Annotated in this window: 18 protein-coding genes; 8 read left to right on the plus strand and 10 right to left on the minus strand. The window is 55.0% G+C overall.

The features are described from left to right. Positions 1-94 precede the first annotated feature (94 nt). From VGF98_09020 to VGF98_09040, 5 genes are read right to left on the minus strand one after another with little or no spacing between them, the layout of a single operon-like run. Positions 95-1,567 (minus strand): serine hydrolase domain-containing protein, encoded by a 1,473-nt coding sequence (locus VGF98_09020; protein ID HEY1681762.1) that lies wholly within the window; start codon positions 1,565-1,567, stop codon positions 95-97. Between the two features lie 21 nt (positions 1,568-1,588). Next, positions 1,589-2,122, minus strand: coding sequence for a BlaI/MecI/CopY family transcriptional regulator (locus tag VGF98_09025; protein ID HEY1681763.1), 534 nt, complete (start codon positions 2,120-2,122; stop codon positions 1,589-1,591). A 42-nt stretch (positions 2,123-2,164) separates the two neighbouring features. Then, on the minus strand, positions 2,165-5,002 hold the full coding sequence (locus VGF98_09030; protein ID HEY1681764.1) for a hypothetical protein: 2,838 nt from the start codon (positions 5,000-5,002) through the stop codon (positions 2,165-2,167). Positions 5,003-5,031: 29 nt separating this feature from the next. Then, the gene (locus tag VGF98_09035) at positions 5,032-5,697 is read right to left on the minus strand and encodes a hypothetical protein (protein HEY1681765.1); all 666 of its coding nucleotides are present in this window, start codon (positions 5,695-5,697) and stop codon (positions 5,032-5,034) included. After that, positions 5,694-6,308, minus strand: a complete 615-nt coding sequence (locus tag VGF98_09040) for a hypothetical protein (GenBank protein ID HEY1681766.1) — start codon at positions 6,306-6,308, stop codon at positions 5,694-5,696. The genes VGF98_09035 and VGF98_09040 overlap by 4 nt, the downstream gene beginning before the upstream one ends. On the opposite strand from VGF98_09040, the gene VGF98_09045 reads away from it, so the two are divergent. The 6 genes from VGF98_09045 (at position 6,295) to VGF98_09070 (ending at position 12,548) form a co-directional block, all read left to right on the plus strand. Beyond that, a complete protein-coding gene (locus VGF98_09045; GenBank protein HEY1681767.1) occupies positions 6,295-7,296 on the plus strand; it encodes a hypothetical protein in 1,002 nt (333 codons plus the stop codon). The two genes, VGF98_09040 and VGF98_09045, sit on opposite strands and share 14 nt — an antisense overlap. After that, positions 7,289-8,650: a CRISPR-associated endonuclease Cas1 gene (gene cas1 / locus VGF98_09050; protein HEY1681768.1), complete on the plus strand. Its 1,362-nt coding sequence runs from the start codon at positions 7,289-7,291 to the stop codon at positions 8,648-8,650. The genes VGF98_09045 and cas1 (VGF98_09050) overlap by 8 nt, the downstream gene beginning before the upstream one ends. A gap of 81 nt (positions 8,651-8,731) precedes the next feature. Next, positions 8,732-9,034, plus strand: a complete 303-nt coding sequence (locus VGF98_09055; GenBank protein HEY1681769.1) for a hypothetical protein — start codon at positions 8,732-8,734, stop codon at positions 9,032-9,034. A gap of 31 nt (positions 9,035-9,065) precedes the next feature. Beyond that, positions 9,066-9,824: a hypothetical protein gene (locus VGF98_09060; protein ID HEY1681770.1), complete on the plus strand. Its 759-nt coding sequence runs from the start codon at positions 9,066-9,068 to the stop codon at positions 9,822-9,824. A gap of 272 nt (positions 9,825-10,096) precedes the next feature. Further along, positions 10,097-10,441: a hypothetical protein gene (locus tag VGF98_09065; GenBank protein HEY1681771.1), complete on the plus strand. Its 345-nt coding sequence runs from the start codon at positions 10,097-10,099 to the stop codon at positions 10,439-10,441. Between the two features lie 373 nt (positions 10,442-10,814). Further along, entirely contained in the window at positions 10,815-12,548 is a 1,734-nt protein-coding gene (locus VGF98_09070) for an AAA family ATPase (GenBank protein HEY1681772.1), read from the plus strand. Between the two features lie 203 nt (positions 12,549-12,751). Here the strand turns inward: VGF98_09070 and VGF98_09075 are convergent, their stop codons facing one another. The 5 genes from VGF98_09075 to VGF98_09095 form a co-directional block, all read right to left on the minus strand. After that, positions 12,752-14,869: an SIR2 family protein gene (locus VGF98_09075; GenBank protein HEY1681773.1), complete on the minus strand. Its 2,118-nt coding sequence runs from the start codon at positions 14,867-14,869 to the stop codon at positions 12,752-12,754. Positions 14,870-15,299: 430 nt separating this feature from the next. Continuing rightward, positions 15,300-15,995: a hypothetical protein gene (locus VGF98_09080; protein ID HEY1681774.1), complete on the minus strand. Its 696-nt coding sequence runs from the start codon at positions 15,993-15,995 to the stop codon at positions 15,300-15,302. 1,434 nt (positions 15,996-17,429) lie between these two features. Further along, positions 17,430-20,345, minus strand: a complete 2,916-nt coding sequence (locus tag VGF98_09085) for a hypothetical protein (protein ID HEY1681775.1) — start codon at positions 20,343-20,345, stop codon at positions 17,430-17,432. After that, positions 20,342-21,007: a hypothetical protein gene (locus VGF98_09090; GenBank protein ID HEY1681776.1), complete on the minus strand. Its 666-nt coding sequence runs from the start codon at positions 21,005-21,007 to the stop codon at positions 20,342-20,344. The genes VGF98_09085 and VGF98_09090 overlap by 4 nt, the downstream gene beginning before the upstream one ends. After that, positions 21,004-21,483: a hypothetical protein gene (locus tag VGF98_09095; protein HEY1681777.1), complete on the minus strand. Its 480-nt coding sequence runs from the start codon at positions 21,481-21,483 to the stop codon at positions 21,004-21,006. Before VGF98_09095 ends, VGF98_09090 begins: the two co-directional genes overlap by 4 nt. 122 nt (positions 21,484-21,605) lie before the next feature. Here VGF98_09095 and VGF98_09100 point away from each other — a divergent pair, with 122 nt between their 5' ends. Continuing rightward, entirely contained in the window at positions 21,606-22,613 is a 1,008-nt protein-coding gene (locus tag VGF98_09100; GenBank protein HEY1681778.1) for a hypothetical protein, read from the plus strand. Next, complete coding sequence (cas1, locus tag VGF98_09105; protein ID HEY1681779.1) at positions 22,606-23,925, plus strand: CRISPR-associated endonuclease Cas1; 1,320 nt, start codon at positions 22,606-22,608, stop codon at positions 23,923-23,925. The genes VGF98_09100 and cas1 (VGF98_09105) overlap by 8 nt, the downstream gene beginning before the upstream one ends. Position 23,926 lies beyond the last annotated feature (1 nt).

Here is a 23,926-nt window from a genome sequence, read left to right on the forward strand (position 1 = left end):
GAGCGAAACCAGACTACTCCGAGCGACCGACACGTGAAGGCCGCTCCGCGAGACTGGCTGGCCTCACCACTTAAATCGATCTAACGTGCATGTGTCAGTAATCGTAGGCTGGTGCAAATGCGAGATAATCCAACTTGCCCGATGAAGTCACTGCATACTGGAAATCGACTACGTCCCTTGGAAATGTAACGTGGTACTCAAAAGACTGCACACCCGGCGGGCTGTCGCGACTTACAAGTTGGAACGAGATTGGTGCGCCGAGACGGTCACCTAAGGCTCTCAAGTCGGCTGTGACTGACGCTTGTGCCGCCGCCGACGGCATTATCCAGCTCATAAAATCAGGATCTGCGTTTGTCGCGTTGATCCTGCCGCCAAGAGCGCGTTCTAACCACGCGCGAGCTTGTTGCTCTTCGATTTCGCTATGCGGTAACGCTTTTGACGGACTGTGAGGTAGCGGCTGCGCGTAGATCGCGGCGATGATGTCGTGCGCTATAGGGACGGGATTGAAGGTATCGCTGTTGCTCAGCAAGACCACTGCGACATGGTCGGACGGGATAGTAATATCCTCACTAATAAAACCTGAGAAACCACCAAGGTGCCCTACTATAGCGTGACCGATAAAAGAGTTACCGGCACCAAGCCCGTAACCGTATCCGGTGCTCGTCCCGTCTGGTAAGGTTTTTGGCGTAGACATTTTTTCGAATGACTCTGGCGAAATCACGGCACCGGAATCTAACGCGATATCCCATTGGGCAAGGTCGGCCGCGCTCATCATGAGATCTCCCGTTCCCTGAAACCAACTATAGTCAGTCGGAGCAGCCTCGTGCGCCGTCCCCATTGCGAATGAGCTGTATCCAAGCGCCTCGTGCGGTGCAGTTTGCGAGTTGCTCTCGAACGCGGCCGTATGAAGGTTAGCAGACTCTAGGATCTCGTTGCGGACGAACGTCTGGTACGGCTCACCTGATGCTTTTGCAATCACCATGGAGAGCAGTAGGTAATTCGTGTTGGAATATTGCCAACTCGTGCCGGGTTTAAATGAAAGCGGTAAATCTCGAATCGTCGCGAGCATCGCGCGTGGCGTCGTGCTCCTTGAGGAGTTCTTCCCAAACTCAGGCGTTTGCGTATAGTCTAGCAGTCCGGAGACTTGTCCCAGGAGCTGTGCAAGCGTGATGTCGTTCGCGTGCGGAGCCTCAGGCACGTACTTTGATAAAGGATCGTCCAACGCGAGTTGGCCCCGCTGCTGCAGAAGTAAGATGGCGGCGGCGGTAAATTGTTTGGTATTCGAGCCGATGGGATAGATCGTCTGAATACTTGCTTCTGTCTTTGAAGAAAGGTCTTGAACGCCGTACCCTCTCGCATAGACGACTCGGCCGTTCAGGGCGATCGCAAGCGAAGCACCAGGAACTCCCTGGCGTATCAACGCCGCGTTCATCGTCGCATCGACGTGAGATTTCATCTGCGGCGTGAGCGCCGAAGGGACTGTCAAAGAGTCGGCCATTGCTTCCTGGACCGCCACAACGCTAATTGACAGCAACAATGCTACTACAATCGCCTGTCTGTGATTCAAGAGACCCCAAATTTTATGAAGCTAGTATTCAAGGAGCGAGACCTCGAGCCGGGGCTCGGGTAAGGATGCGTTCACATGGAGAGCATCATCGAGAAGCGACGCTACAAGTGCGATGTGTGAACCGTTGAAGAATCGATTGACAACATCAGCAACCGCAAAGCAAGCTGCCTTGTCGCGCGTAACACGAGGATAGTAAACGTAGGCCCTGGCTATCTTTTCGTGGGCGATATAGCCCTTGTTCTCCAGCGTGCGCAACGTCGTCAACACGGTACTGTAAGCTAGCAGTGGCGGGGGCAGTGCAACGACCACCATGCCGACAGTCACGCGCTCGCGAGCCCACAGCACCTCCATCAAGCGTATTTCGTGATCGCTGAGCACGAGAGATTTCTTCCGGGGCACCGCTCCTCCGAGAGTGACTACTACGAATCTAGTAGTCAGTATCAACTCTTTGGGAAACTTTGTCAAGTCGACTGGTGGAAGGTTGGATTTTGCGCCACTGCTATCAGATCCAGGCACCGGTAAGGCGCGCCGGTTGCGTACAGCTAAGATGCCCACGGCAATCGGAGTGCCCAGCTGTGGGTTGCGGTGGACCTTGCGCTACTCAATCCAGCGCTGTGCCGCCAGAGCCTTGATCCGACGCGCCGTCTCGCAACGCGGTTCGGAAAAGCGCTTAACGATGTTGCGCCACGCCCGTTCCGAGATCTGGAGCGCGGCAGCGATCTCCCTCTGGGGCAACTTAGCCAAAAGGGCGATGCACTCGGCCAGGTCGTCGCGCTCGTACTCGATGGGCAGAACGAAGGTTAAACTGGATCCACGATCTGCGTCGAGGCGATCAACTTCCTTTCCGATGTGTGAAACCGGAACCGACTCGATTGCGAGGCGTGAAAGCAATCCGATGGTGTGCTCTCCTGCGGGATTCCCATCCTGATCGGCAGCCTTTGCTTCGGGATGCATCTGATACTTTTCAATATACTTATCCAACCGCATCACGCTGATGGTATCGGCGTGCCCCGTTCCGAACCAGTCGAGGTCAATGCGTTTGCCCGTTCGGAAATCGATCCATTGCAGCTTCATCGATGCATGAGCATCGTCTTCGCGTGGTGCAATCGGCAATATATCCTTGGGACCAAGTTGAGTGTCTGGCGTTACCGACTGTACGAATCCGAATGGTTTGACGGATTGATCGTAGGAACAACCTTCGTTGAATGCTTTCATGCGTTGGTAGATCGCCGGCTGGCTGATGGGGAACCTACGTCGCATCGGAAGGTCGAAGTCGATCAGGGCTTTTGATTCCTCTCGTTGCGCTTTACTCACCCTCAGATTGTCAATCAGGATCTTGAGCCAGGCATTGCGCGCGAGGTTCTTCGTTGTTTCGGACGGCGTTCGTCCGATGATTGCTCCCAACGCGCTTTCCATCGCTTTCACGATCTCGATACGTCGATTGGGCAACCATTTGAATAGCACATACCGTTTGGCTGAGATTGCAAAGCATCGAAGGTTCGGATGCTTCGGATGCTCTCTCTTAAGTAGATGTGGAACGACCGAACGGTCATAGGGACTAAGGGCGTTGAACTGCTCGCGAATCTCTTCGACTTCTGCCTCCGAGATCGCGGGAATGTCTTTCGGGCAGTCCGGCCCGCAGGTGATTGCCAGACTGTCGGTATCGCAGAACGCGAACGATCCGCCTCGTTTGGTGACTTCCGATTCGAGCATTGCTAGCATCAAGCGGGCGCCGCCGGTCACGAGGGTTGCAATGATCGGATTGAAATAGCTGCCGGGCCGTTCATCGTGAATATTGGGCGATGGAAAAATCTCGTCCGAGAACACCGTGCCCGGTGTTACGGTCTTGCGCGTGTTTCCGGGCTTCACGTTGACCTCAGCATATATTCCGTATGAGCCGCTGTTCAGGAACAGCTTGAGTCCCATCTCTAACGGCTTCAGGGCTTCGTCCGCTTCTGGATCATTCTTGATCTTTTGGCGTTCCTCCACAATGGTCTTGAAAAACGGCTGGCTCGAACGCAACGGAAATTTGTTGCGAAACAAGACCGTCTTCGAACGGCGCTTGCCTCTGGTGACGACGCGCATCGCTTTGTGGATGGTCGGCGATGGTCCGCCAAGCAGCATTCCCGCCAGGACATCGGCCAATGTATACCAGCGCAGTTCCTTCGTCCGAATGGGCGACACGGCAATCGTATACGGGTCCTTGTCCTTCTCGCGCATGCGGATCGGCAAGATGGCGCCGTTCGGGTCCAGCTGGACCAAGCAGTTGAGCTTCGGCCAGATCTTCGGATCGAACAGCGAGATGTAGCGGCTACCGCTATCCATTCGGGCCACAAGGGCCGTCACGTCGGCTGTTGCGTCTTCCAGGTCGATTACCGGGGAAGTCAACACTCTGTCGAGCCGCTGTAGGCAAAAGATCGTCGGGTACATCGAGGTGAAGTCGAGCACCCAAACCGGAACGTCCGTCTTGCGAACGCGCACATCTGATCTCCCACCGAAGTACGCAGAAAGAAACCAGCCGAGATGCTCGGGCGAGAAGTCCGGTTGCTTTTCGAGCAGTGGAACGATGCCTAGTTGTTGCAGATAGGCTTTCGCTACGCTGGCCGTCGAGTACAGGCGCCCCATGTAGCGCGAATGCTTCGGCTTTCTTCGTTCGTTCGCAAACGTCGCGAAGGGATGCATCGAATATTCCTCGCGCAACGCTCTGTACAATGCCCAGGTGGCTCGCACGTCCTGACGGCCGTAGGTCAATGCCGCGCGACTAATCGATCCAAGTTCGGGCGCTTCCATCTTGTGGGTGAATGCATTGAATGCTTTCCCGGCGCTTTTGAGCCTATGCCGTTCTCCGGTAAAGGCTCGCGTGACGGCGCTGAGATCGCAAAAGCGCCCATGGAAGAATGGCGTTTCCCAGTCGTAGAGTTTACGTTTCGGCGTGAAGCCGATGAAGGCGGCATTCCCAGATGGAGATTCGATTCGAAGATCGTGCCACGTCAAGCGACGGCTCAAGGCGAATGTGAACTTGCGGCGATTGCGCCCGGATCCGCATCGAGCAAGATAGGCGATCCGGCTCAGATCGAATGGGAGATTGAAGCCGACGCAGACCGCTCCACGCAGATAGACCTCCGGGTAGAACATGTCTTCTACGAATTGCTCGCGGCTGTACAGCTTCAGATTACATCGCGCGGCGTATTCGGTTACGCATTCCATTTCGGATTGATCCAGCAGATCTGAGACTATCATCGCTTCCTGCACCATTCGATCCCGGATGTATAGCCGAAAGAAGCCGAAGAGAAGGCGCTGGGCGGTGTCTGTCGTGGTTTCCGTATCAAATACTAGGGCGCGCTCGCCGTAGGGCGTCTTGCGCCATCCAGGGCCTTTTGTTCGGTTCTTCGGTTCGACGCGTTCGGGCTTGTTTGGCTCCACCCAGGCGCGCACGGCGCTTTGCCGAGTAACCCATGGTGCACTCATGGCGTGCTCGCGGTCGGATGCGGTAGCTCCAGAACAGGAGTTGCGGGAAGCATGGTCCCGTAGTCCCTGCCGTACCTGGATACGAGGTGGGCATCAGCCCGGACGTTCCACAAGGCCCACAGGATAAGACCGGCACTGAGGACACCAAGAAAGACGGCGCGCGGCATCTGGTCATTGGCGCCGTCCCAGAAGGCTATCATCCCAATGATGGCGGCGGCGCCGAACTCAAACGCCGCCTGCAGTTCCAGCGCGCGCCGATTCGAATCGCGTAACCGTAGCGCGGCCATCGGCCCAACCTCGGCGCTTTGCGACTTGATCGCGTGGTGATTGGAGCAAAGAGGCACTCGGAACTCGCTGTTGGCGGCGTTCTCGACGTGGTCCAGTTCCAGGATCCGGACCTCCGACTCACCGCACACCACGCACATTGGTTTGGAGTAGCCGGCCATTTCGAAACGCCGCATCTTTTGCTTGCGGCTCTTGTCCGTCACCGTCTTGTTCCGCCCCTTACAGTTGCGGCACAAAATCGATTCGCAAGCATTACGGGGCTGGCACAGCATGCCGATCTCAGCATTGCCACACGTTACGCATTGTGGATCATCGACGCCGAAGCGCTGCTCCTTGCGGATTCGCGCGTCCTTTAATGCGGTAGAGTAGTCGTTCATGCCGCTGCCTCCGGCGCATAGATATCAGCAAATGAAACTGCACCAGCGCGGCCCAGGCGATCCAGCACCTTTGGATCCGTGACGAACTCGAACGTCTCACCTTTGCTCCGAACGTGCTTCCCTCGAAAGCGTTCCAGCGCGGTGGTTTCGCCGTTGCGGTAGTAGTCCCGGGCAGCGTTGTTAAAGTCGCTCACCCGCGACGCCGTTCGAGAGCTGCGCGTGGTGACCGTCACTTCGCCCTGGGCCGTCAGCATTCGTAAGCGCCGCACCAGATGATCGGTGCGCTTCACATCCAGCCGTCCGGAGCGGACCTCCAGCGCTGACCCTGCATGGCGCTTCACCGTCTTGAGGGTGGTGCCCGTCAGTTTGGCCGCCTTCGTCATGGAGAGGGCTGGGTTGCGCCGCTTCATGCTAATTGCGTCGAGCGCCCGGCGCCGGGCGTCCTCTTTGAAGAATATCGCGCGTAGGTCGAGCGTTTGCTGTACTGCCATCGAGCGGGCCTCCTTTGACCCGATGCCATCTAACGTACCGCCGAAATAGACTTCTAGCTCGACAGTTTCGCGCGGAGCCAAAACGGATCGGGTCGAATACTGACAGGTGGAATCACGCATTCGGGTCACCGAAGCGATGGCAGTCTTGAAGGGGAATGGCGTTCAGATCAGCCCCGATAAGCTTCAGCGTTGGCGCTGCTTCGGAATCGAGTCCGTTCGAGTAGGGCGCGCCAACTATCTTGATCCGCCCGTCTACCGAAATCTGCAGTATATCCTAGAGATCGAACGGAGATTTGGATTCTCGCGCGACCACGACGGGTTAGCGCTCGAACTCGCTTATAGAAGATATCCGACCGTCCCGTGGGATCGCGTACATGACGGGGCTTGCAAAGAGCTACGAATAATGTTTAACAAGTTCAGCCGTGAGCTCTACCGCATCGATAACTCCAGCGGCTTCGTAGCGCCGCGTGCGAATCATCTAGCCCGCATGATTGCGCGCCGATACATCCCGGACCGCAAAATAAAAGAAGGTCCGTCTCGGAAAGTCGCGCGCGACATTCTGGTCAGAGTTGCTGAACTGTGGCTCCGTGTAACCTATAACAACGAATCTATCAAGGATTATCAAATTCGCCCAATCTTGTACATAATGGGTGGCCACGACCCACTTGTCATCCCGTTGGCGGCCAGCATTGCGGTACTACTGAACATCGTCGTTCCGATACTACGAGTAAATCATCGTAACTCGTTGCATGAGGTTTTGGAATCAGATTTCGATATTGCTAGAATTCAGGCGACGGTTTCGGCTATGCGTAGTATCTTCGCCCTCAATCAACAGCTCTGGATCGCCGGCGTCGCTGCCTTCGAGTCTCATACAGTGGACTATCCATCGATTGAAGACGTCGAACTTGGTTCGGACAGAACCGATATTTCGCTGCGCAGCATGATCTATGCCGGGGCGGCGTATCTCGAAGCTGACCCAGCGGCAAAACCGGCTATGGACTTGTTTAAGGCTGGCACGCCACCGGACTTGTCTGTGCCGATCGCACAGCTCGCCGGACTCAAGAATGCTATCACGACCGTTTTTTCCGGGAGCTTGTCGAATGACTGACACGATTCTGACCGTCGACGGTTACAACGCGTCGTTGAACGTTGAGCGTGGCCATCTGATTGTACGCGATGGGTTCACACAAGGTGACCGGCGTGAGATTCGCTTTCCACGCGGCCGCTGTAGAGTGAACCGGATCGTGGTCCGTGCCCCAGGCGGGACGGTCACAATGGACGCGATCAGGTGGTGCGCCGATATGGGCATCGCACTTTCGTTCATGGACTCGGACAGCCGCCTCCTGAACTGTATGGTTCCGGACGCCCCGCACGACGGTCCAGTGAAACGTGCCCAGGCAATTTCCGCCGTCACTGACGATGCGCCGCACCTGGCACGGTATCTCCTCGGGAAGAAGATGGACTCGCAGATTCATGCCATGGAACGAGACTTTCCGCGTCTCGGAATAGGAACAGTCTCGGGGAATTCCGCGAGTACCGCGCAAGTCCACGCTTGCAAAGCGGGACTTTCGAAGGCGACAACGCTCGTAGACTTCCTGGGACTGGAAGGGCGTGCTGCGCAGTTCTATTGGGACGTGCTGGTCGAGACGCCGCTTCCGTGGAGACCGTGGGCTTTGTCTCGGATTCCGGCCCATTGGGCCGCGATCTCGCCGCGAACTTCCGGACGCCGCGACAGGGTTCGAGACGCTACGGACCCGTTCAACGCCGTACTCAACTATGCGTATACATTGCTAGAGGTCGAGACTCGGATCGCCTGCGAGGCTGTTGGCCTGGATCCAGACCTGGGACTGATCCACATTGACGACCGACTTCGAGAGTCGTTCATTTACGATCTGCTGGAACCGTTGCGAGCAAAAGCCGATGTCTGGGCTCTGGAACTATTGCGGAAAGAGACGATGCGACCGGTGATGTTCCATGAGCTGCGAGATGGCATCGTGCGCTTAGATCCTGACCTCGCCGGTCTTCTCGCGAAGTCGCTGATGCCGCGCTTCCGGAGCGCTGCGCTGGATCTCTCTAGCGACTATGCAAAGCAGCTACGTCGGATCACAGTACAGCGGCGATTGCTACGTGAGGCACCGAAGCCGATTGAGCAGCGTCGCGACATGTGCGAGAACTCGCGCTGCGGATACTGCAAAGAACGGTTACCGCGAAAGCGGTTAAAATACTGCGGTCGTACCTGCTATCTGAAGTACAGCACTGAAGTTGCCAGACCTATAGAGAAGGCGCATGCGCGACTTGCGGAGCTACGGGCTTCTGGGTTAAGCCCAGGGCATGGAGGCGAAGCGGCGAAGCGGCGCGGCTCTGCCCTCTCTGAGAATAATAGACTTGGGATTACCGGGAGGCGAGCTCGGCCGGTGGGCGAGAATGCGTCGATACGTTCAAAAAGGCCCACGCAAAAATAGCCCGATGAGGCGTCGAGCTCTCGCTCGTCAATCGTCGTGCCGGGTGGAGCGCGAACTTAGTCTCGGAGGGTAGCCCTACGATTGAACGAATCCTTTTGGTGGCATGAAAACGTTATGGATGAGGAACCACCCATGACCACAGCACTCGCTTCTCCCGCAAGTCCGCCTGCTCTCGACCCCGCCTACGCCGAATCGATCACTCAGCGACTCAGCGATCTTGGGGTGAAGCCCGTCGGAATAGTCAATCGGCAGCTCGTTCTACGCATCGAGGATACCGGGAGTGTAAACGCGCTCGGCCCGGACCGTTTCGTTGAAACGCTGCTGGATCGATTGAGAAGTGAGCAGCGGCTTTGGGAAAGCATTGATTCAATCAACTTTACCTAAATCGTCCGCTCCGCGGTTGCCGAGGGTTGCCGTGATTCTAACGAGCGCGTGCTACGCCGCGCTCGTTTTTTCTATCTGCGCTTTCGCATTTTGGCTTCCCGAACACCCGCCGTTTTTTCGCTGTCTCTTCGCCCAGGCGGAGTGCTCCGCCGCACTCGCAACCTGGGCGCTCGTCGCAGTTAGCACCGTAGCATTCCTGGCCGCATACTATGCGGCTCTAAAAGCCTCGGAGGCCTTCTTGGTGTCTGCTCAAGCGTTGGAAGTCTCGCAGAACGCTTTTGACCTTGAAAGCCGAGCAATTCTTGGCCAGTCGTTATGCGATCATAACGACAATCAAAAACCGCGCGTCACATTGTACGTGGACACTCAAGCGCGAACGGTTGAGTATGCAGCGCCGACCGTTTTAGACGACAAGGACTATTTCTCGATCCACTACGATTTTCTAAGCCTAGGTCGCACCCCGCTTGAGCAGGTATTCGCTACCGTGGAAATTTTCCCGACAGCCGCGGAATCATTTAAGTCGGAAATATTAGTTGGAAACCTGACATCACAAAAAGATGCGCACATAGAGCTTCGTATCAAGCGGGTTCTAAACCCACCGCAGATAGAGTGGCATTCAGTAGCGCGCGATACGCGAGGCGAATTGGCGTATCACCCGGTACCGCGGATCGCTGTGCAAGTCGTCATTGATAAGAATTCGGTCGCTGACATTAAGTACTTTCCCGTGTTGGCGCCGCCCGATGAACAGATCTCACAAAAGCAAGTAGACCCGGCGGATAAGAGTGCCTGATCAACCAAAGTCGCCTCAAGACTACAGACTCGACAGCTACCTCTGTTGGCCAAAAACTTGGTTCTGGCGGGGAGTCTTGGTACTGGTGCCGCTCGCGCTCGCGTGGATCTCGTACCATCAGGGAGCCGAGCTAGGGAATAATTCTTGCCCCACGGAGGATGCGGCTAGTTACAGCAGACAAAACTGCCAAACGATTCTTCGTAAGAACTTCGAGCACCATTTAAACAGTATCGATTACACCGTGCGGAGCATATTGAAAAAGGAACGATTCCGTGGCCATTAGCGTTTACGCGTCAGCGTCGGCAACGCCCGAGAGTCTACTTGAAAGCCTCAAACAGAAGGTTCGCGTGGGCGATATTGAGACCTGGAGTATCGACTCGGACGGCGACTTTACTCACACACCGCAACAATGGAAGGACCAAGCTTACTTGCGTCCGCGTATCGTGAATGGCGTCCTGCAATTCTTCTTAATCGGACGAAAAAGCGTTAAAATGTCCAAGGAAGTGTACGGAGTCTATCATGGACGCTTCTCCGAAATGCTTTTAACACACTTTGACACTTCGATGCGCGAACTGAAACTTTCGTCCCTGCGGGCACCTGGCGACGTATTTACATAGAATATGGAGCCCAGTAATCATTGAGGCCAGAAACTGGCCTTTGGTGTTTCTCGCGCGGCCACGCAGATAGCGTTGCTCATGAGTTTATCCACTGCAGTGGCCGACCAACTCAGGGAAACAGCGAACGCTCCTAGCCGACTGCGTCTAACAAGCTGGGCATCGCCGGAGCCGAAATAGACCCCAAGAGAGCTTTATCACGTGGGTATCCGATTGCGAGATCTAGCATGCCTGGGAAAGAAGGGGGCGGCCTCCCTTTTGGCGAGTTCACATACACGCTTCATCGTCTGACCTATCTTGGCGGTTTGAAAATCCAATGGACGTACAAGATTATCGCCGGAGCGTGAAGGGGAAATATACTTAACTCATGCCATGCGTGATTGAAACGCTGTCATTTAGCGACGGTTCCGATGTAAAACTGTCCAGATTGACGATTATCGTAGGCCCTAATAATGGAGGCAAGAGCAGAGCCCTTCGCGACATCGAAGCGGTTGTCACAAATAACATTCATCATCGCCCGCAGGTTGTGACGGGAGCAAGGCTCATTCTGCCAAGTACCCTTGAGGAGGCCGTGAAACTAAGTGGCTTTCGATATACCGAAAAAGGGCTTGACGGTTTTAGAGTGGAGGGCCTTGCATCATCTATGTCGGAGCCCTTCGCCCGAGATAATCTCTCAAAAAAGGCGGTGGTCGATATTTTCTCGGCTGCAGCATCCGCGGCACAACGAACGCAGCAGATACTCAGTATTTTTGGCCAAGGATTCGTTATGCGTCTCGGAACCGAGGAACGTCTGGCAATATCGAGCCTGAAGCAAGTCGCCCCGGCGGGAGCCCCCACTTCGCTAATAGATCTTTTGTTTCGTGGAGGTGCGAACGCGGAGCGATCACTTGCCTCCGCAATATTGCAAGCATTTCCAAGCTCTTATTTAAGGCTTGATTATAGCACTCAGTCGCGCGTCACTCTACGCGTCGGTGATTCGGACATCTTAACAGTAAGCATCGATCCTCGCGAACAAGTCCTAGACTTCGAGCCATTTTCGATGTTAGAGTCGCAAGGAGACGGGCTCAGGAGCTACGCGGCACTTTGCTTAGGCCTCGATATTGCGAAACGTCCGGTGACACTGATAGATGAGCCTGAGACTTTCTTACACCCGCCGCAAATCCAGGCTCTGGGCAGATATATCCATGAATCTGGAAGTCAACAGATTATAATCTCAACACACAGCGTCGACCTAGTCCAAAGCATAGCTCATGCCTCGTCTGAAGCGACAATTATTCGTCTCACCCGAACGGAGAACGTAAATCACGCACGAGTTGTCTCGCCAAGCAGATTAGAAGATTTAATTTCAGACCCGTTGGTCTCATCCGCTCGTTGCCTCGATGCGATGTTCTACCGCGGGGCTGTAATTACAGAGGGCGACTCGGATAGACTGCTCTACCAACGAGTGTATGATCGTCAGTTTAGAGGTGATGATATTCATTTCCTAAATGCTCAAAGCAAGCAAACTATTCACAAAATAGCACGCGCTTACAACGAAATGGGAGTTCCTTGCGCTGCCATAGTGGATTTCGACATATTAAACGACGCTCGAACCTTCACCGAGTTACTGAATGCCTTGAGTATTGAGGGCTCTTCAAGAGAAAAAGCGATTGCTTTGCGAGCACGGATTGCTGGAGATATAGAGGGGCCCGGAAAGCTTGAAGAAAGGCGCGCCAGCTATGTCAAGCAAGTTGAAACGACCCAAAGAAGAATCGACTCAACGACTGATGTTCAAGCACAAATGCAAGACCTCTCCGACCTGGGTGATAAACTACGCTTTGCAAACGATCCCTGGCTTGACGCAAAGCGCAATGGCGCCGGCGCACTACAGGATGATTCGAGCGTTGCTTTTTTCGAGCTGTGTGACATTGTCGAGCGTTCAGGTTTGTTCATCGTTCCAGTAGGCGAACTCGAGGGTTGGCTCCATGACGCGGTGAGTACATCGCGTAAGAACAAGGCAAACTGGCTAGCAGCCTCGCTGAAAGCACTTCCCCATCTTTTAACGGAGCCGACAGATGTCTGGGCTTTCATTGCGCGCGTTCGCGAATATTTGATCGGTCAGAGTAATTAGAAGGTGGATGACACTCTAGAAGAGGCAGGTGAGCAGTCCAGGCCACTAACTTATGTTTTCGGGGACACGGTGAGCGCCGGAATAGCGAAGGTGAAGCGGACCGGAAGTTTGAAGCCACTTTGTAATATCCCATGGGTTTCGCAGAGGGATATTACAAAGTGACTTCAAACTTCCGGTTTCTACTTGATCCTCGACACGCAGTTCTAATCATCCTCGCTCCCATCGAGGATATCTTTCGCATACTCTAGCGACTCCTCAGCGGTAAGCATGCCGTCTCCTTCGGATTTCGCAGTAGCATCTGAACGATACGCCTTTGCGCTTTCAATATCTCCACGCTCCTCTTGCAATTTAGCTAGCGTTGCAAGGAGCTCGACAGCATTCTCGAGTGGAAGTTTCGGATTTGATCCGACCAAGCGAGAAGCAGTAGTTAGTATAAGAAAAGCGGCGTCAAGATTTCCCTCCTTCCAACAAATCAAACTTATATGCGAAGCGACGGTATAAATCATCTCGATTGCAGTTCTCGACAGATCGCCGACAGATAGATCCGCCGCCTCATTGAACAGCTTAATTGCCTCCACTATATTGATTTTTGCGTCGTACGAGGCTTCAGCCATCATCAGGGTTACCATTTTGGAACGAACCTCGGTTCGTTCATCCTGCGCATAGCGTCGGATGATGTCGATTGCACTCTCTTCCGATGTGAAATCCATCGATAACCGCGACCATCGCACTTCGGCGTCTAGTCTAAGTGCGACATCGATGGGACGATCAGACGTTTCTAGCGCAGCCGCAACTTGTGCGTACAAAGTCCGGGCCTGCTCCGATTCGTCATGCTGTTCGAACCAGTAACCTAGGCCGACTTGAGCCAAGAAAACAAAATACGAGGTCTGTTCGAAGGCTCTGTAGCGATTTATAAGCTCTTCCAGAAGATCTCTTGTCCTTGCGCTCTGCCCAGCAGCAACGATCTCCGAAATTAATGCGGACGCACCTACTTCAAGAAGGGTAGCGTCGTTGTGTATTTCAAATAGTTGCCAGCAAAATTGTTCGATTAACTCGTTGGCCCGTCGTTGGTCTTCCTTCTGTAGATGCCTGCCCAGTCGTTGCAAGCCGACGACAAGGAACTTCAATTCATCCGCCTTGAGCAGTGGTATTCTCGCTACGAGCGAATTTGCGGCCTGAAGAGCCAACTTTTCATTCAGTTCCAGTAAATGCTTTCGAAAGACGTTTAAATACGATTCAGGCGAATCGCTCAGAAGCAGTTGACGAGCTCGCTGGACTTGATCGACAACATGTCTGAAATCGTAAATGTCCGCCGTACGGTTGTCATTCGTCGGAGGCATCACATCGCTAAACTTCTTCGCCAACGATCCAAGCGGGTCTAGAACGAAACTAGGTAGGGGAGCTTTCGTCACTTTTATTAGTTCTTGAAGGACCTCCGCTGCGTCAAGCGATTCGGAAACATCAACAATTCGCTGATCGACCGGATCCGTTAATGTAACCTTCGTAAAGTTGGCTTGGGGATTGTCGGTGTTGATAAGGCTCTCATCGGATGAAACGAAAGTGATGTCTTCACTGTTGCGAACATCAAGTGGTAGTAACCGGATCTGTTGCCGATTGTGAAGAAACCAATAAGCAGTAAAGCGAAGTGGATCTTTAAGTCTTCTTCGAAAGGCCGTCATGAAGACGTCGTTTGCCCAGCCCGAGTAGCCGATAATAATGGGTGCCGTTTGGGCTAGCCATCGATCGAGCAGTGACATCATCGATGACGATGTTGCTCTGTCTTCCCGCCTGCGTTCTTGTACGCGACCCTTCAAATTAGCGCAGTCATAGAACCGGAACGAGCCGTGAATGTGAACTATTTGTGTTTCCTCCACGTTAACCTGAATTCTTTCGGTCGTTCTAGGGTGGTCGCACAACGTATAACGCTGCTCGAAAAGATCGAGGGATCGCGTCAATAGATCATCAAAATTGGTTGTAAATGCAGTATTTGCCACTTTGCCAGCACAAAGCAGATGGGCAAGACGCAAGTTAGCTGGAGTGATATACGCGGAGTCCACTAGCGTAGTTAAGTAGGGTTTCAACAGCGATGGGTCCGGGAAGGCCGAGTTGAGCCAGTATGAGTAGGTGTCAAGGGCGTTTCCAGACGGCGCTGCTGGTTCCGGGTAACGCTCGTCGGATGCCCGCAGATCCGCGTATTTCTGTTCACACTGCTTGACGATTTCAGACGCAGTCGGGATTGACGGGAACGACAGTCCAGCGCCCACCATGAAAAAGTAAGGTGTCCAGCGGGACTCAGCTAGCGTGCGCTGGATGTTCGCCATCGCGTGGGGTAAACTGATTACTCGCAATTTATGTGCAGCTCGCTTCTTGTAAGAGGAGTTGGGTCGTCCGAAGGTGTCGCAGCGGCGTCGCTCGCTCTAGCGACTACAGAATCAGACCTAGGATTCTGCGTCGTCAGGCTGCTTAGATAAGTCCGTTGTCTCTTACATCATTGCGGTTAATAAGGTTCAACAACATCTTAGCGGCGCGAGCGCTCTTTTTGATAGGCGTGGGAAGTACTCCGCACCCAATGTGCGTGACAAAGAGGAGATTAAGCGTAGACGCCACTTCCGATTCCGTCGGATCGCTCTCTAACAAATTTAGAACGTCCGTTATGCAGTCGTCATACTCATGAGGCACTTTCGCCCAGGTGCGCAGACCCAGCGGATCCCAGGTCTTCCACAAGATGTTGCGGACATCGGCGGAATGCATTTACCGTGTCCTCTGTCGGGGCAAGCCCGGAGAAGGCGATGGGGACGGAACAGCCTGCGCACCACTGCTTTGTATATCTGTTTGTGAGGCGCTTCTAACTGTCACTAGATTCCAGTTGATTGCCGCCGGCCTTGTACCATATGTTATGGACGGTATTTCCGTGGTGCTTGACACGGCAACGTGAAACATCGTCCCGTCCTTGATAAGGATGTCGTTGCCTCGGTGAGTGAACACCCCAGCAAGGCCGAACAGTAGATATTGTCCTACTTCGTTCCCGTTCTTTTCTGAGTTTTTGTCGGCATCTGCCGTAGCGCCATTGGTTTCAACGTCGAGGGTGCTCCCGTCCGGAGCGACAAGCCTTTTTACGGTAAAGCTCAACTCGCCGCCGGAGTGCCACATCCCGGCTCGCTTCAGGTGGGTTATAACTCCATAGCCCGGCGAGCCTTTTGGCAGCACGAGGTTTCCCCGGAAGTAGTAATCCTCACTAGTGATTACTGCGAAAGTATCATTCTCGTTCGATATTCGCGATCCGATGTCTCCGCCGATCAGTTGAACGCTGATGAGATCTCCTGATGTGACTCGTACCAGCGGCGTTGAAGTAGGGGCAGGCGAGGGGGCAGGCCGGGCGACAGCGGTTTGACCAAAGAGGTAGAATAACGCAACGATGACAGAAAGAAAAAGTGCTGGCTTTTGCAAAAGAAATCCTTTTCTTAGCGCGACAGCTTAGAACTCTACATTGATGGAGGTAGCGCAGGTTCGGACGGCGTCTAGGTCGACAGCGTTTGCCATCGCAGGGCTACGATAGTTGGATCGGAGCACTCTGAAAGACTCGGCAATCAATCCACGCGCGGTACTGTACGTTTTCGAATCTGAATGAATATTGGGAGAACTGCACAAATCAAGCGCGGTTGTTATTTCATTTCGCTCCGCATTGGACCAGTCTCCGCTAAGTCGAGCCTGTGCGATCCTCAGCACTTGCTGACCCATCAACTCGGAAGTCTCGACGATGACGTGCGCAGTATCGTTGCAAGGCGACACCCCTTGGCAGTTTTGATATAAGGACATGACGCAAGTATTAGATAATTCGACGGCCTGACGAGCGTCGGAACTCGCTGTAGGATAGTCATTCCCATTCAACTCGGCGTATGAACGCTGCAGGGTGGTTACTATCGTGTTGCTGGATCCAGGACCACAGTGCGAGTCAATGAGCGACGCCACTGAGCCGGGAGTCACGGAAACCGTTGTTCGGGTACCGGTGGAACCTGATGTGAAGCTGACGTTTGCCTTAGCATTATCAAGAAATGTCTGCAAAGCAGGAAGCGATAAGGCTATGTTGTTTTGAAGCGCTCCCGTCGTCCCGGTGTTGACCGCAGTAACCATGCCATATACTACCCCTGTTTGCATATCGAACAAAGGACTGCCACTATTGCCGTGATCGGTCTGAGCGTCGTATTCAATAAACGACCCGTCACCGGCCACTGAGCTAACCGATCCTTCATGGAACGATGGCTGTAGGCTGTTGAGATCGTTGGCTAGAGAAAACTGAAACGCTGGGAATCCCGCGATTCCGATTTGAGTTCCGACTGGGGGCGCCGTTGCACTAAGCGTCAGCGGATGGCACGATGAATGATAAACCGCAAGGACAACCGCATCCAATGTGGCCGTTCGTACAACCTGTCCATGCTGCAAGCTATCTCGATCAGAAAGCATTATCACTCGAGGGAATGAATCGGTACCTACGACATGTCGATTGGTTAATAAATAGGCCGTGTCGTCGTGGCTTCCGATGCAGAACGCAGTCCCCGCTCCCACGTGCTTGCCGTCTTTCGAAATTACCAAAGCCAGGGAGGGTTCTATTGACGCGAACGTTTCAGTAGCCGCCGACCCGATAATCGGCTCAGACGCGAACGAGCATACAACGATGACGCATATGAATGCGTAAATGATGCGCATACTTAACTCCTCAGCGCGCTTAGGTTAACTCGAACGATTGAACCGGACCGTGACTGATAATGGCTTTACATCGCGGGTGGTCCAGGCGCCTCCCTTCCATGGCCCGGGTGCCCCGAACGGGTCGAAAGCCTGATCGTTCAAACGCGGTTGACGTCCGGACGACCCCCACCCGACAGTTCATGCAGACCTTGGTGCCCGGACAGCCGGAAATCCGTCCGTGGCGGAAAGAGCAACTTGGCGTCGCCGTGCGGATGCTCTGATCTTTCGCGCCGTTGCGTCACGCGGCTGAGAGGCGCTCTTTACGATGCTTCGCCACGCGCGTTCCGAAATCGCGATCTCAGCCGCCACCTCGGCTTGCGGAAACCTAGAGAGCGACACGATGCATTCATCGAGATCGTCGCGCTCGTATTCGACGGGAAGGATTGACACGATACTCGACCCTCGATCTTCGTCGAGGCGATCCACTTCCTTCCCGATGTGCCAAACAGGCTCCGACTGAATGGCAAGCCGCGACAGCAGTCCGATGGTAAGCCCCCCCGCGACATTGCCGTGCTGATCGGCGGCTTTAGCTTCGGGATGCTCCTGATACTTTTTGATATACTCGTCTAATCGCATCACACTAACGGTGCCCGCATGCCCCGTTCCGAACCAATCGAGTTTAACGCGCTTCCCCGTTCTAAAATCGATCCATTGCAGCTTCATTGACGCCTGGGCGTCGTCTTCGCGTGGCGCGATGGGCAATACATCCTTGCGCCCTACTTGCGTTTCAGGCGTCACCGTCTGTACGAATCCGAATGGTTTAACGGATTGGTCGTAAGAACGGTCTTTGTTGAATGCAGCCATGCGTTTGTAGATCGCCGGTTGGTTGATTGGAAACTTGCGACGCATCGGAAGATCGAAGTTGATCGATGCTTCGGACTCCCTTCGTTGTGCATCACTTACGTTCAAATTATCCATCAGGATCTTGAGCCAGACATTTCGCGCGAATGCCTCCGTTCGTTCGGTTGGCGTTCGACCGATGATCGCTCCCAGGGCGCTTTCCGATGCTTTCACGATCTCGATACGCCGATTGGGCAACCACTTGAATAGGACGTACCGTTTGGCTGAGATGGCAAAGCATCGAAGGTTCGGATGCTCCGTATGCTCCTTCTTGAGCAGATTGGGGACAATCGAACGATGGTACGGATTCAATGCATTAAACTGCTCTATGATCTCATCGACATCCGATTCACTTATCGATGGAATGCCTTTGGGGCAATCGGGTCCACCATTGATGGCAAGGCTATCGGTATCGCAGAAGGTGAAGCTGCCGCCCCGCTTGGCGACCTCCGATTCGAGCAAAGCCAGCATAAGACGAGCGCCGCCCGTCACTAGCGTTGCAATGATCGGATTGAAGTAGGCGCCGGGGCGTTCGTCATGGATATTAAGCGACGGGTAATTCGTGTCCGAAAAGACGTTCCCCGGCGCGTCGGTCTTCCCGGTTTTGGTCGGCTGCACGTTGATCTCCGCGAAGATTCCGTACGCACCACTGTTTGCGAATATTTTTAAGCCCAGTTCTAACGGCTTGAGGGTCTTGTCGGCTTCGCTCTCGCTCTTTGCTTTTTGACGTTCCTCCACGATCGTCTTGAAGAAAGGGAGGTTCGAATGCAACGGGATTAACCCGCGAAAGAGCGCCACCTTCGACTTGCGCCGTCCTTTCGGCACAACACGAACGGCTTTGAGAATGGTCGGCGCTGAACCACCTAACAGCATTCCCGCCAAAACGTCGGCCAATGTATACCAACGCGGCTCTTTGGTCTGGATCGGTGACACGGCAATCGTATACGGTTCGTTATCCTCTGCCCGCATCCGAATGGGTAGGATCGCGCCGTGCGGATCGAGCTGTACCAAACAGTTGAGTTTCAGCCACAGCTTCGGATCGAAGAGTGAGACGTAGCGGCTACCGCTAGCCATTTGCGTCACAAGGGCCGTCACGTCGTCCGTCGCGTCTTCTAGGTCGATCTCCGGCGCCGTGAGCACCCTGTCGAGCCGCTGAAGGCAGAAGATCGTTGGATACATGGACACGAAGTCCAGCAGCCAGACTGGCACGTCCAACTTACGGACCCGCACATCCGCTCGTCCACCGAAATAAGCGGAAAGGAACCATCCAAGATACTCGCGAGAAAAGCGCGGCTGCTTTTCCAAGAGCGGCGCGATGCCCAGCTGGCGGAGATACTCCTTTGCCACGCTGGCCGTCGAACTTAAACGACCCATGTACCTCGAATGCTTCGGTTTCTTTCGCTCGTTGGCAAACGTTGCAAACGGATGGTGGATGTATTCCGTTCGTAGGGCCTTGTAGAGCGCCCAGGTCGCTCGTACATCTTGACGACCATAGGTCAGTGATGCGCGCGTGACTGATCCGAGTTCCGGAGCCTCCATCTTGCGAGTATATGCACGGTACGCTTTCCCGGCGCTCTTGAGTGTATTCCGCTTCCCGTTAAAAGCCCGCGCAACGGCGCTGAGATCGCAGAAGCGGCCATTGAAAAACGGCTGTTCCCAATCGTATAGCTTGCGCTTAGGTGTGAAACCGATGAATGCAGCGCTGCCCGTGGTTGATTCGATGCGAAGATCGTGCCACGTCAACCGACGGCTCAACGCAAAGGTAAACTTGCGCCGATTGCGCCCGGAACCGCATCGAGCCAAATATGCGATCCGGCTGAGGTCGAATGGGAGATTGAAGCCGACGCAGACGGCACCCCGAAGGTAGACTTCCGGATAGAAGATCTGTTCAACGAACTGCTCGCGACTGTACATCTTGAGCCCGCATCGCGCGGCGTATTCTGTGACGCATTCCATTTCGGATTGATCGAGCACGTCCGAGACGATCAATGCCTCTTCGGCCAATCCATCGTGAATGTATAGTCGAAAGAAGCCAAACAGAAGGCGCTGTGCTGTGTCGGTCGTTGTTTCCGTATCAAATACCAGGACGCGATCACCATAGGGCGTCTTGCGCCATCCAGGGCCTTTCTTGGCTTCCTTACGCTCGGGGCGTTCCGAGTGCGGCTCTACCCAGGCGCGCACTGCGCTTTGCCGAGTCACCCATGGCGGCGTCATGACGCGCTCCCTGTGGACGCCGGTAGCTCCAGCACCGGGGTCGCAGGAAGCAGCGCCCCATAATCCGAGCCGTACGTGGAAGCTAGGTGTGCGTCGGCTCGCAGGTTCCACAACGCCCACAGGATCAGACCTGCGCTGAAGACACCAAGAATCACCGCGCGCTCCGCCTGCTCGTTGGCGCCGTCCCACACGGCAATCATGCCGATGATCGCGGCAGCGCCGAACTCGAATACTGCCTGCAGTTCAAGTGCACGCCTGTTTCGGTCGCGCAGACGCAGTTGAGCCATCGGGCCCACCTCGGCGCTTTGCGACTTGATCGCGTGATGATTGGAACACAGAGGAGCCAGAAGCATGCTGTTGGCGGCGTTCTCCACATGGTCCAGTTCCAGGATCCGGATCTCCGGCTCACCGCACACCACGCACGATGGTTTGAAGTAACCAGCCTTTTCGAACCGCCGCATTTTTTGCTTGCGGCTCTTCTCCGTCACAGTCTTTGCACGTCCCTTACAGTTGCGGCACACAATCGTCTCGCAGTCTTTGGGCGGCTGGCACAGCATGCCGATGTCAGCATTGCCGCACGTCACGCATTGTGGGTCATCGACGCCGAAGCGCTGCTCCTTGCGGATTCGTGCGTCTTCCAGTGCGGTTGAGTATTCGATCATGCCGCCGCCTCTGGCGCGTAGATTTCAGCGAACGAAACCGCTCCGGCGCGGCCCAGGCGATCCAGCACCTTTGGATCCGTGACGAACTCGAACGTCTCACCCTTGCTCCGAATGTGCTTGCCGCGAAAGCGTTCCAGCGCTGAGGTATCGCCATTGCGGTAGTAATCCCGCACCGCGTTGTTAAAGTCGCTCACCCGCGACGCCGTTCGAGAGCTGCGCGTGGTGATCGTCGCTTCGCCCTGGGCCGTCAGCATTCGTAAGCGCCGCACCAGATGATCGGTGCGCTTCACGTCGAGCCGTCCAGAGCGGACCTCCAGCGCTGCCCCAGCATGGCGCTTCACTGTTTTGAGGGTGGTGCCCACGAGTTTGGCCGCTTTCGTCATGGAGAGGGCTGGGTTGCGCCGCTTCATGCTAATCGCGTCGAGCGCCCGGCGCCTGGCATCCTCTTTGAAGAATATCGCTCGCAGATCGAGCACTTGGTTCTTGGGCATATTATCGGGCCTCCTATGGTCCCTGTGATCTTAAAATACCGTGGGCAGAGACCGAAAACTCGGCACTTTCGCGCGGAGCCAAAACGGGCGCCGCCGAATACCCATAGATGGCTTCAGACGTCCGAGTGAGCGAGGCGATTACTCGTCTCCGGAGCGACGGCTTTCAGATCAGCGGCGACAAGGTGCAGCGCTGGCGTTGCTTTGGGATCACATCATTTCGCAAAAGCCGCGCCAACTATTTTAAGCCTACCGTCTACCGCAATCTGCAGTATGTGCTTCAGATCGAGCGGCAGTTCGGATTCGAGCGTGACCATGATGGGTTGGCACTCGAACTCGCGTACCGGCAGTTTCCAGTTGTTCCGTTGGACCGCGTCCACGACGGCGCTCGTAAAGAACTAGCAACCATGTTCAGCGGTCTCAATCGTGAACTGCATAAAATCGACGATTCCGGAGGGCTAACATTCGCGCCGCGCCGCATTCCGCACGCAGCGCGTAACCTTGTGCGACGATACCTTCCTAACCGAAAAATTCGAGAGAATCCAGCACTTGCGAATGGGCGCAATATTCTCGAGAAGATCGTACACCTATGGTTGCGAGTCGCATACGAAAACGAGGTCATCAACGAGGCCGAGCTGCTTCCCATTCTCTATGCAATGGGCGCGCGAGATCCGGCGGCCGTGCAGGTCGCGATAACGCTCGCTAAAATAGCGGTGCCGGTTGTCCCATTGTTGCGACCCGTCAATCAAGGACCGCTGTCAGCGCTACTGGATCGACCGTTTGAGGTTGATGAAGTGCGATACACCATCGCCACAATGCGCATCATCTACGGCATGAATGCGCATATGTCAGCAGCCGGCGTTTCCGTATTCCAGTCGTTTACCCTCGACTATCCAAAAATCGAAAGCGAAGACACCGATCCGATACGTGCAGATGTAGCATTACGAAGCTTGATGTATGCTGGCGCAGTATTCCTTGCAAGCATCCCAATGGGAAAGGCGATGATCGATCACGTAGCGGCTGGGAATCCTTACGATCCTTCTGTCCCAATCGCGACACTCGTCGCAATGAAGAACGTGATCTTGCCCACGATCTTTGGAGAATCAATAGATGCCTGAAACCATCCTCACCGTTGATGGCTACAACGCTTCACTGCACGTTGAACGTGGCCACTTGGTCGTTCGAGACGGCTTCACTCAAGCGGAGAGGCGCGAGGTACGGTTCCCACGCGGTCGTTGCAAGGTCAACCGCATCGTGGTTCGGGCACCGGGCGGGACGATCACGATGGATGCCATCAGGTGGTGCGCCGATATGGGGGTCGCGCTGTCGTTCGTGGACTCGGACAGCCGCCTCCTGAACTGTATGGTTCCCGACGCCTCGCACGATGGTCCAGTGAAACGAGCCCAGGCAGTTTCCGCCGTCACGGACGATGCGCTGCACCTGGCACGGTATCTCCTCGCGAAGAAGATGGACTCGCAGATCCACGCGATGGAACGGGACTTTCCGCGTCTCGGAATAGGGACAGTCTCGGGGAATTCCGCGAGTACAGCCCAAGTCCACGGGTGCAAAGCTGCACTTTCGAAGGCGACAACGCTCGTGGACTTCTTGGGACTGGAGGGACGCGCGGCGCAGTTCTATTGGGACGTGCTGGTCGAGACGCCGCTCCCGTGGCGACCGTGGGCCTTGTCTCGGATTCCGGCCCATTGGGCCGCGATCTCTTCGCGAACTTCCGGACGCCGCGACCGGGTTCGCGATGCTACCGATCCGTTCAACGCCGTACTGAACTATGCGTATACGTTGCTGGAAGTCGAGACACGTATCGCGTGCGAGGCTACTGGTCTGGATCCGGACCTCGGGCTGATCCACATCGATGACCGGCTTCGAGAGTCGTTTATTTACGACGTGCTCGAGCCACTCCGCGCGAACGCCGATGTGTGGGCGTTAGAACTGTTACGCAAACAAACGATGAGGCCAGAGATGTTCCATGAGCTGCGCGATGGCGTCGTGCGCTTAGATCCTGACCTCGCCGGTCTTCTCGCGAAGTCGCTGATGCCGCGGTTCCGGAGCGCTGCGCTCGATCTCGCGAACGACTACGCCAGGCAGTTGCGACGGGTCACGATATCGCGGCGCCTCGTTCGCGCGACAGTAAGGCCTGTAGGGCAGCGACGCAACGATTGGGAGCGTTCCTCGTGCGGATATTGCAAAGGGCCGCTGCCACGAAAAGGTCTGAAGTATTGCGGGCGGGATTGCTACGTTCGGTACTCCGTCGAGATTGCTAAGCCGATCGAGAAGGCGCAGAAACGTCTTGCTGAGATGCGCGCTTCGGGACTGAATCCTGGTCACGGCGGTGCGGCGGCAAGGAAGCGAGGAGCCGCGCTGGCCGAGAACAATCGAAAAGGCATTACAGGCAGAAGGACTCGCGCGGTCTAAG

The organism is Candidatus Tumulicola sp. (genome assembly GCA_036490475.1).
GTDB lineage: Bacteria > Vulcanimicrobiota > Vulcanimicrobiia > Vulcanimicrobiales > Vulcanimicrobiaceae > Tumulicola.

Excerpts from the sequence above, each read along its gene's own strand:
- VGF98_09035 (HEY1681765.1), bottom strand. The coding sequence starts at position 5,697 with ATGAACGACTACTCTACCGCATTAAAGGACGCGCGAATCCGCAAGGAG.
- VGF98_09040 (HEY1681766.1), bottom strand. The coding sequence starts at position 6,308 with ATGCGTGATTCCACCTGTCAGTATTCGACCCGATCCGTTTTGGCTCCG.
- cas1 (HEY1681768.1), top strand. The coding sequence starts at position 7,289 with ATGACTGACACGATTCTGACCGTCGACGGTTACAACGCGTCGTTGAAC.
- VGF98_09075 (HEY1681773.1), bottom strand. The coding sequence starts at position 14,869 with ATGGCGAACATCCAGCGCACGCTAGCTGAGTCCCGCTGGACACCTTAC.
- VGF98_09085 (HEY1681775.1), bottom strand. The coding sequence starts at position 20,345 with ATGACGCCGCCATGGGTGACTCGGCAAAGCGCAGTGCGCGCCTGGGTA.
- VGF98_09090 (HEY1681776.1), bottom strand. The coding sequence starts at position 21,007 with ATGATCGAATACTCAACCGCACTGGAAGACGCACGAATCCGCAAGGAG.
- VGF98_09100 (HEY1681778.1), top strand. The coding sequence starts at position 21,606 with ATGGCTTCAGACGTCCGAGTGAGCGAGGCGATTACTCGTCTCCGGAGC.
- cas1 (HEY1681779.1), top strand. The coding sequence starts at position 22,606 with ATGCCTGAAACCATCCTCACCGTTGATGGCTACAACGCTTCACTGCAC.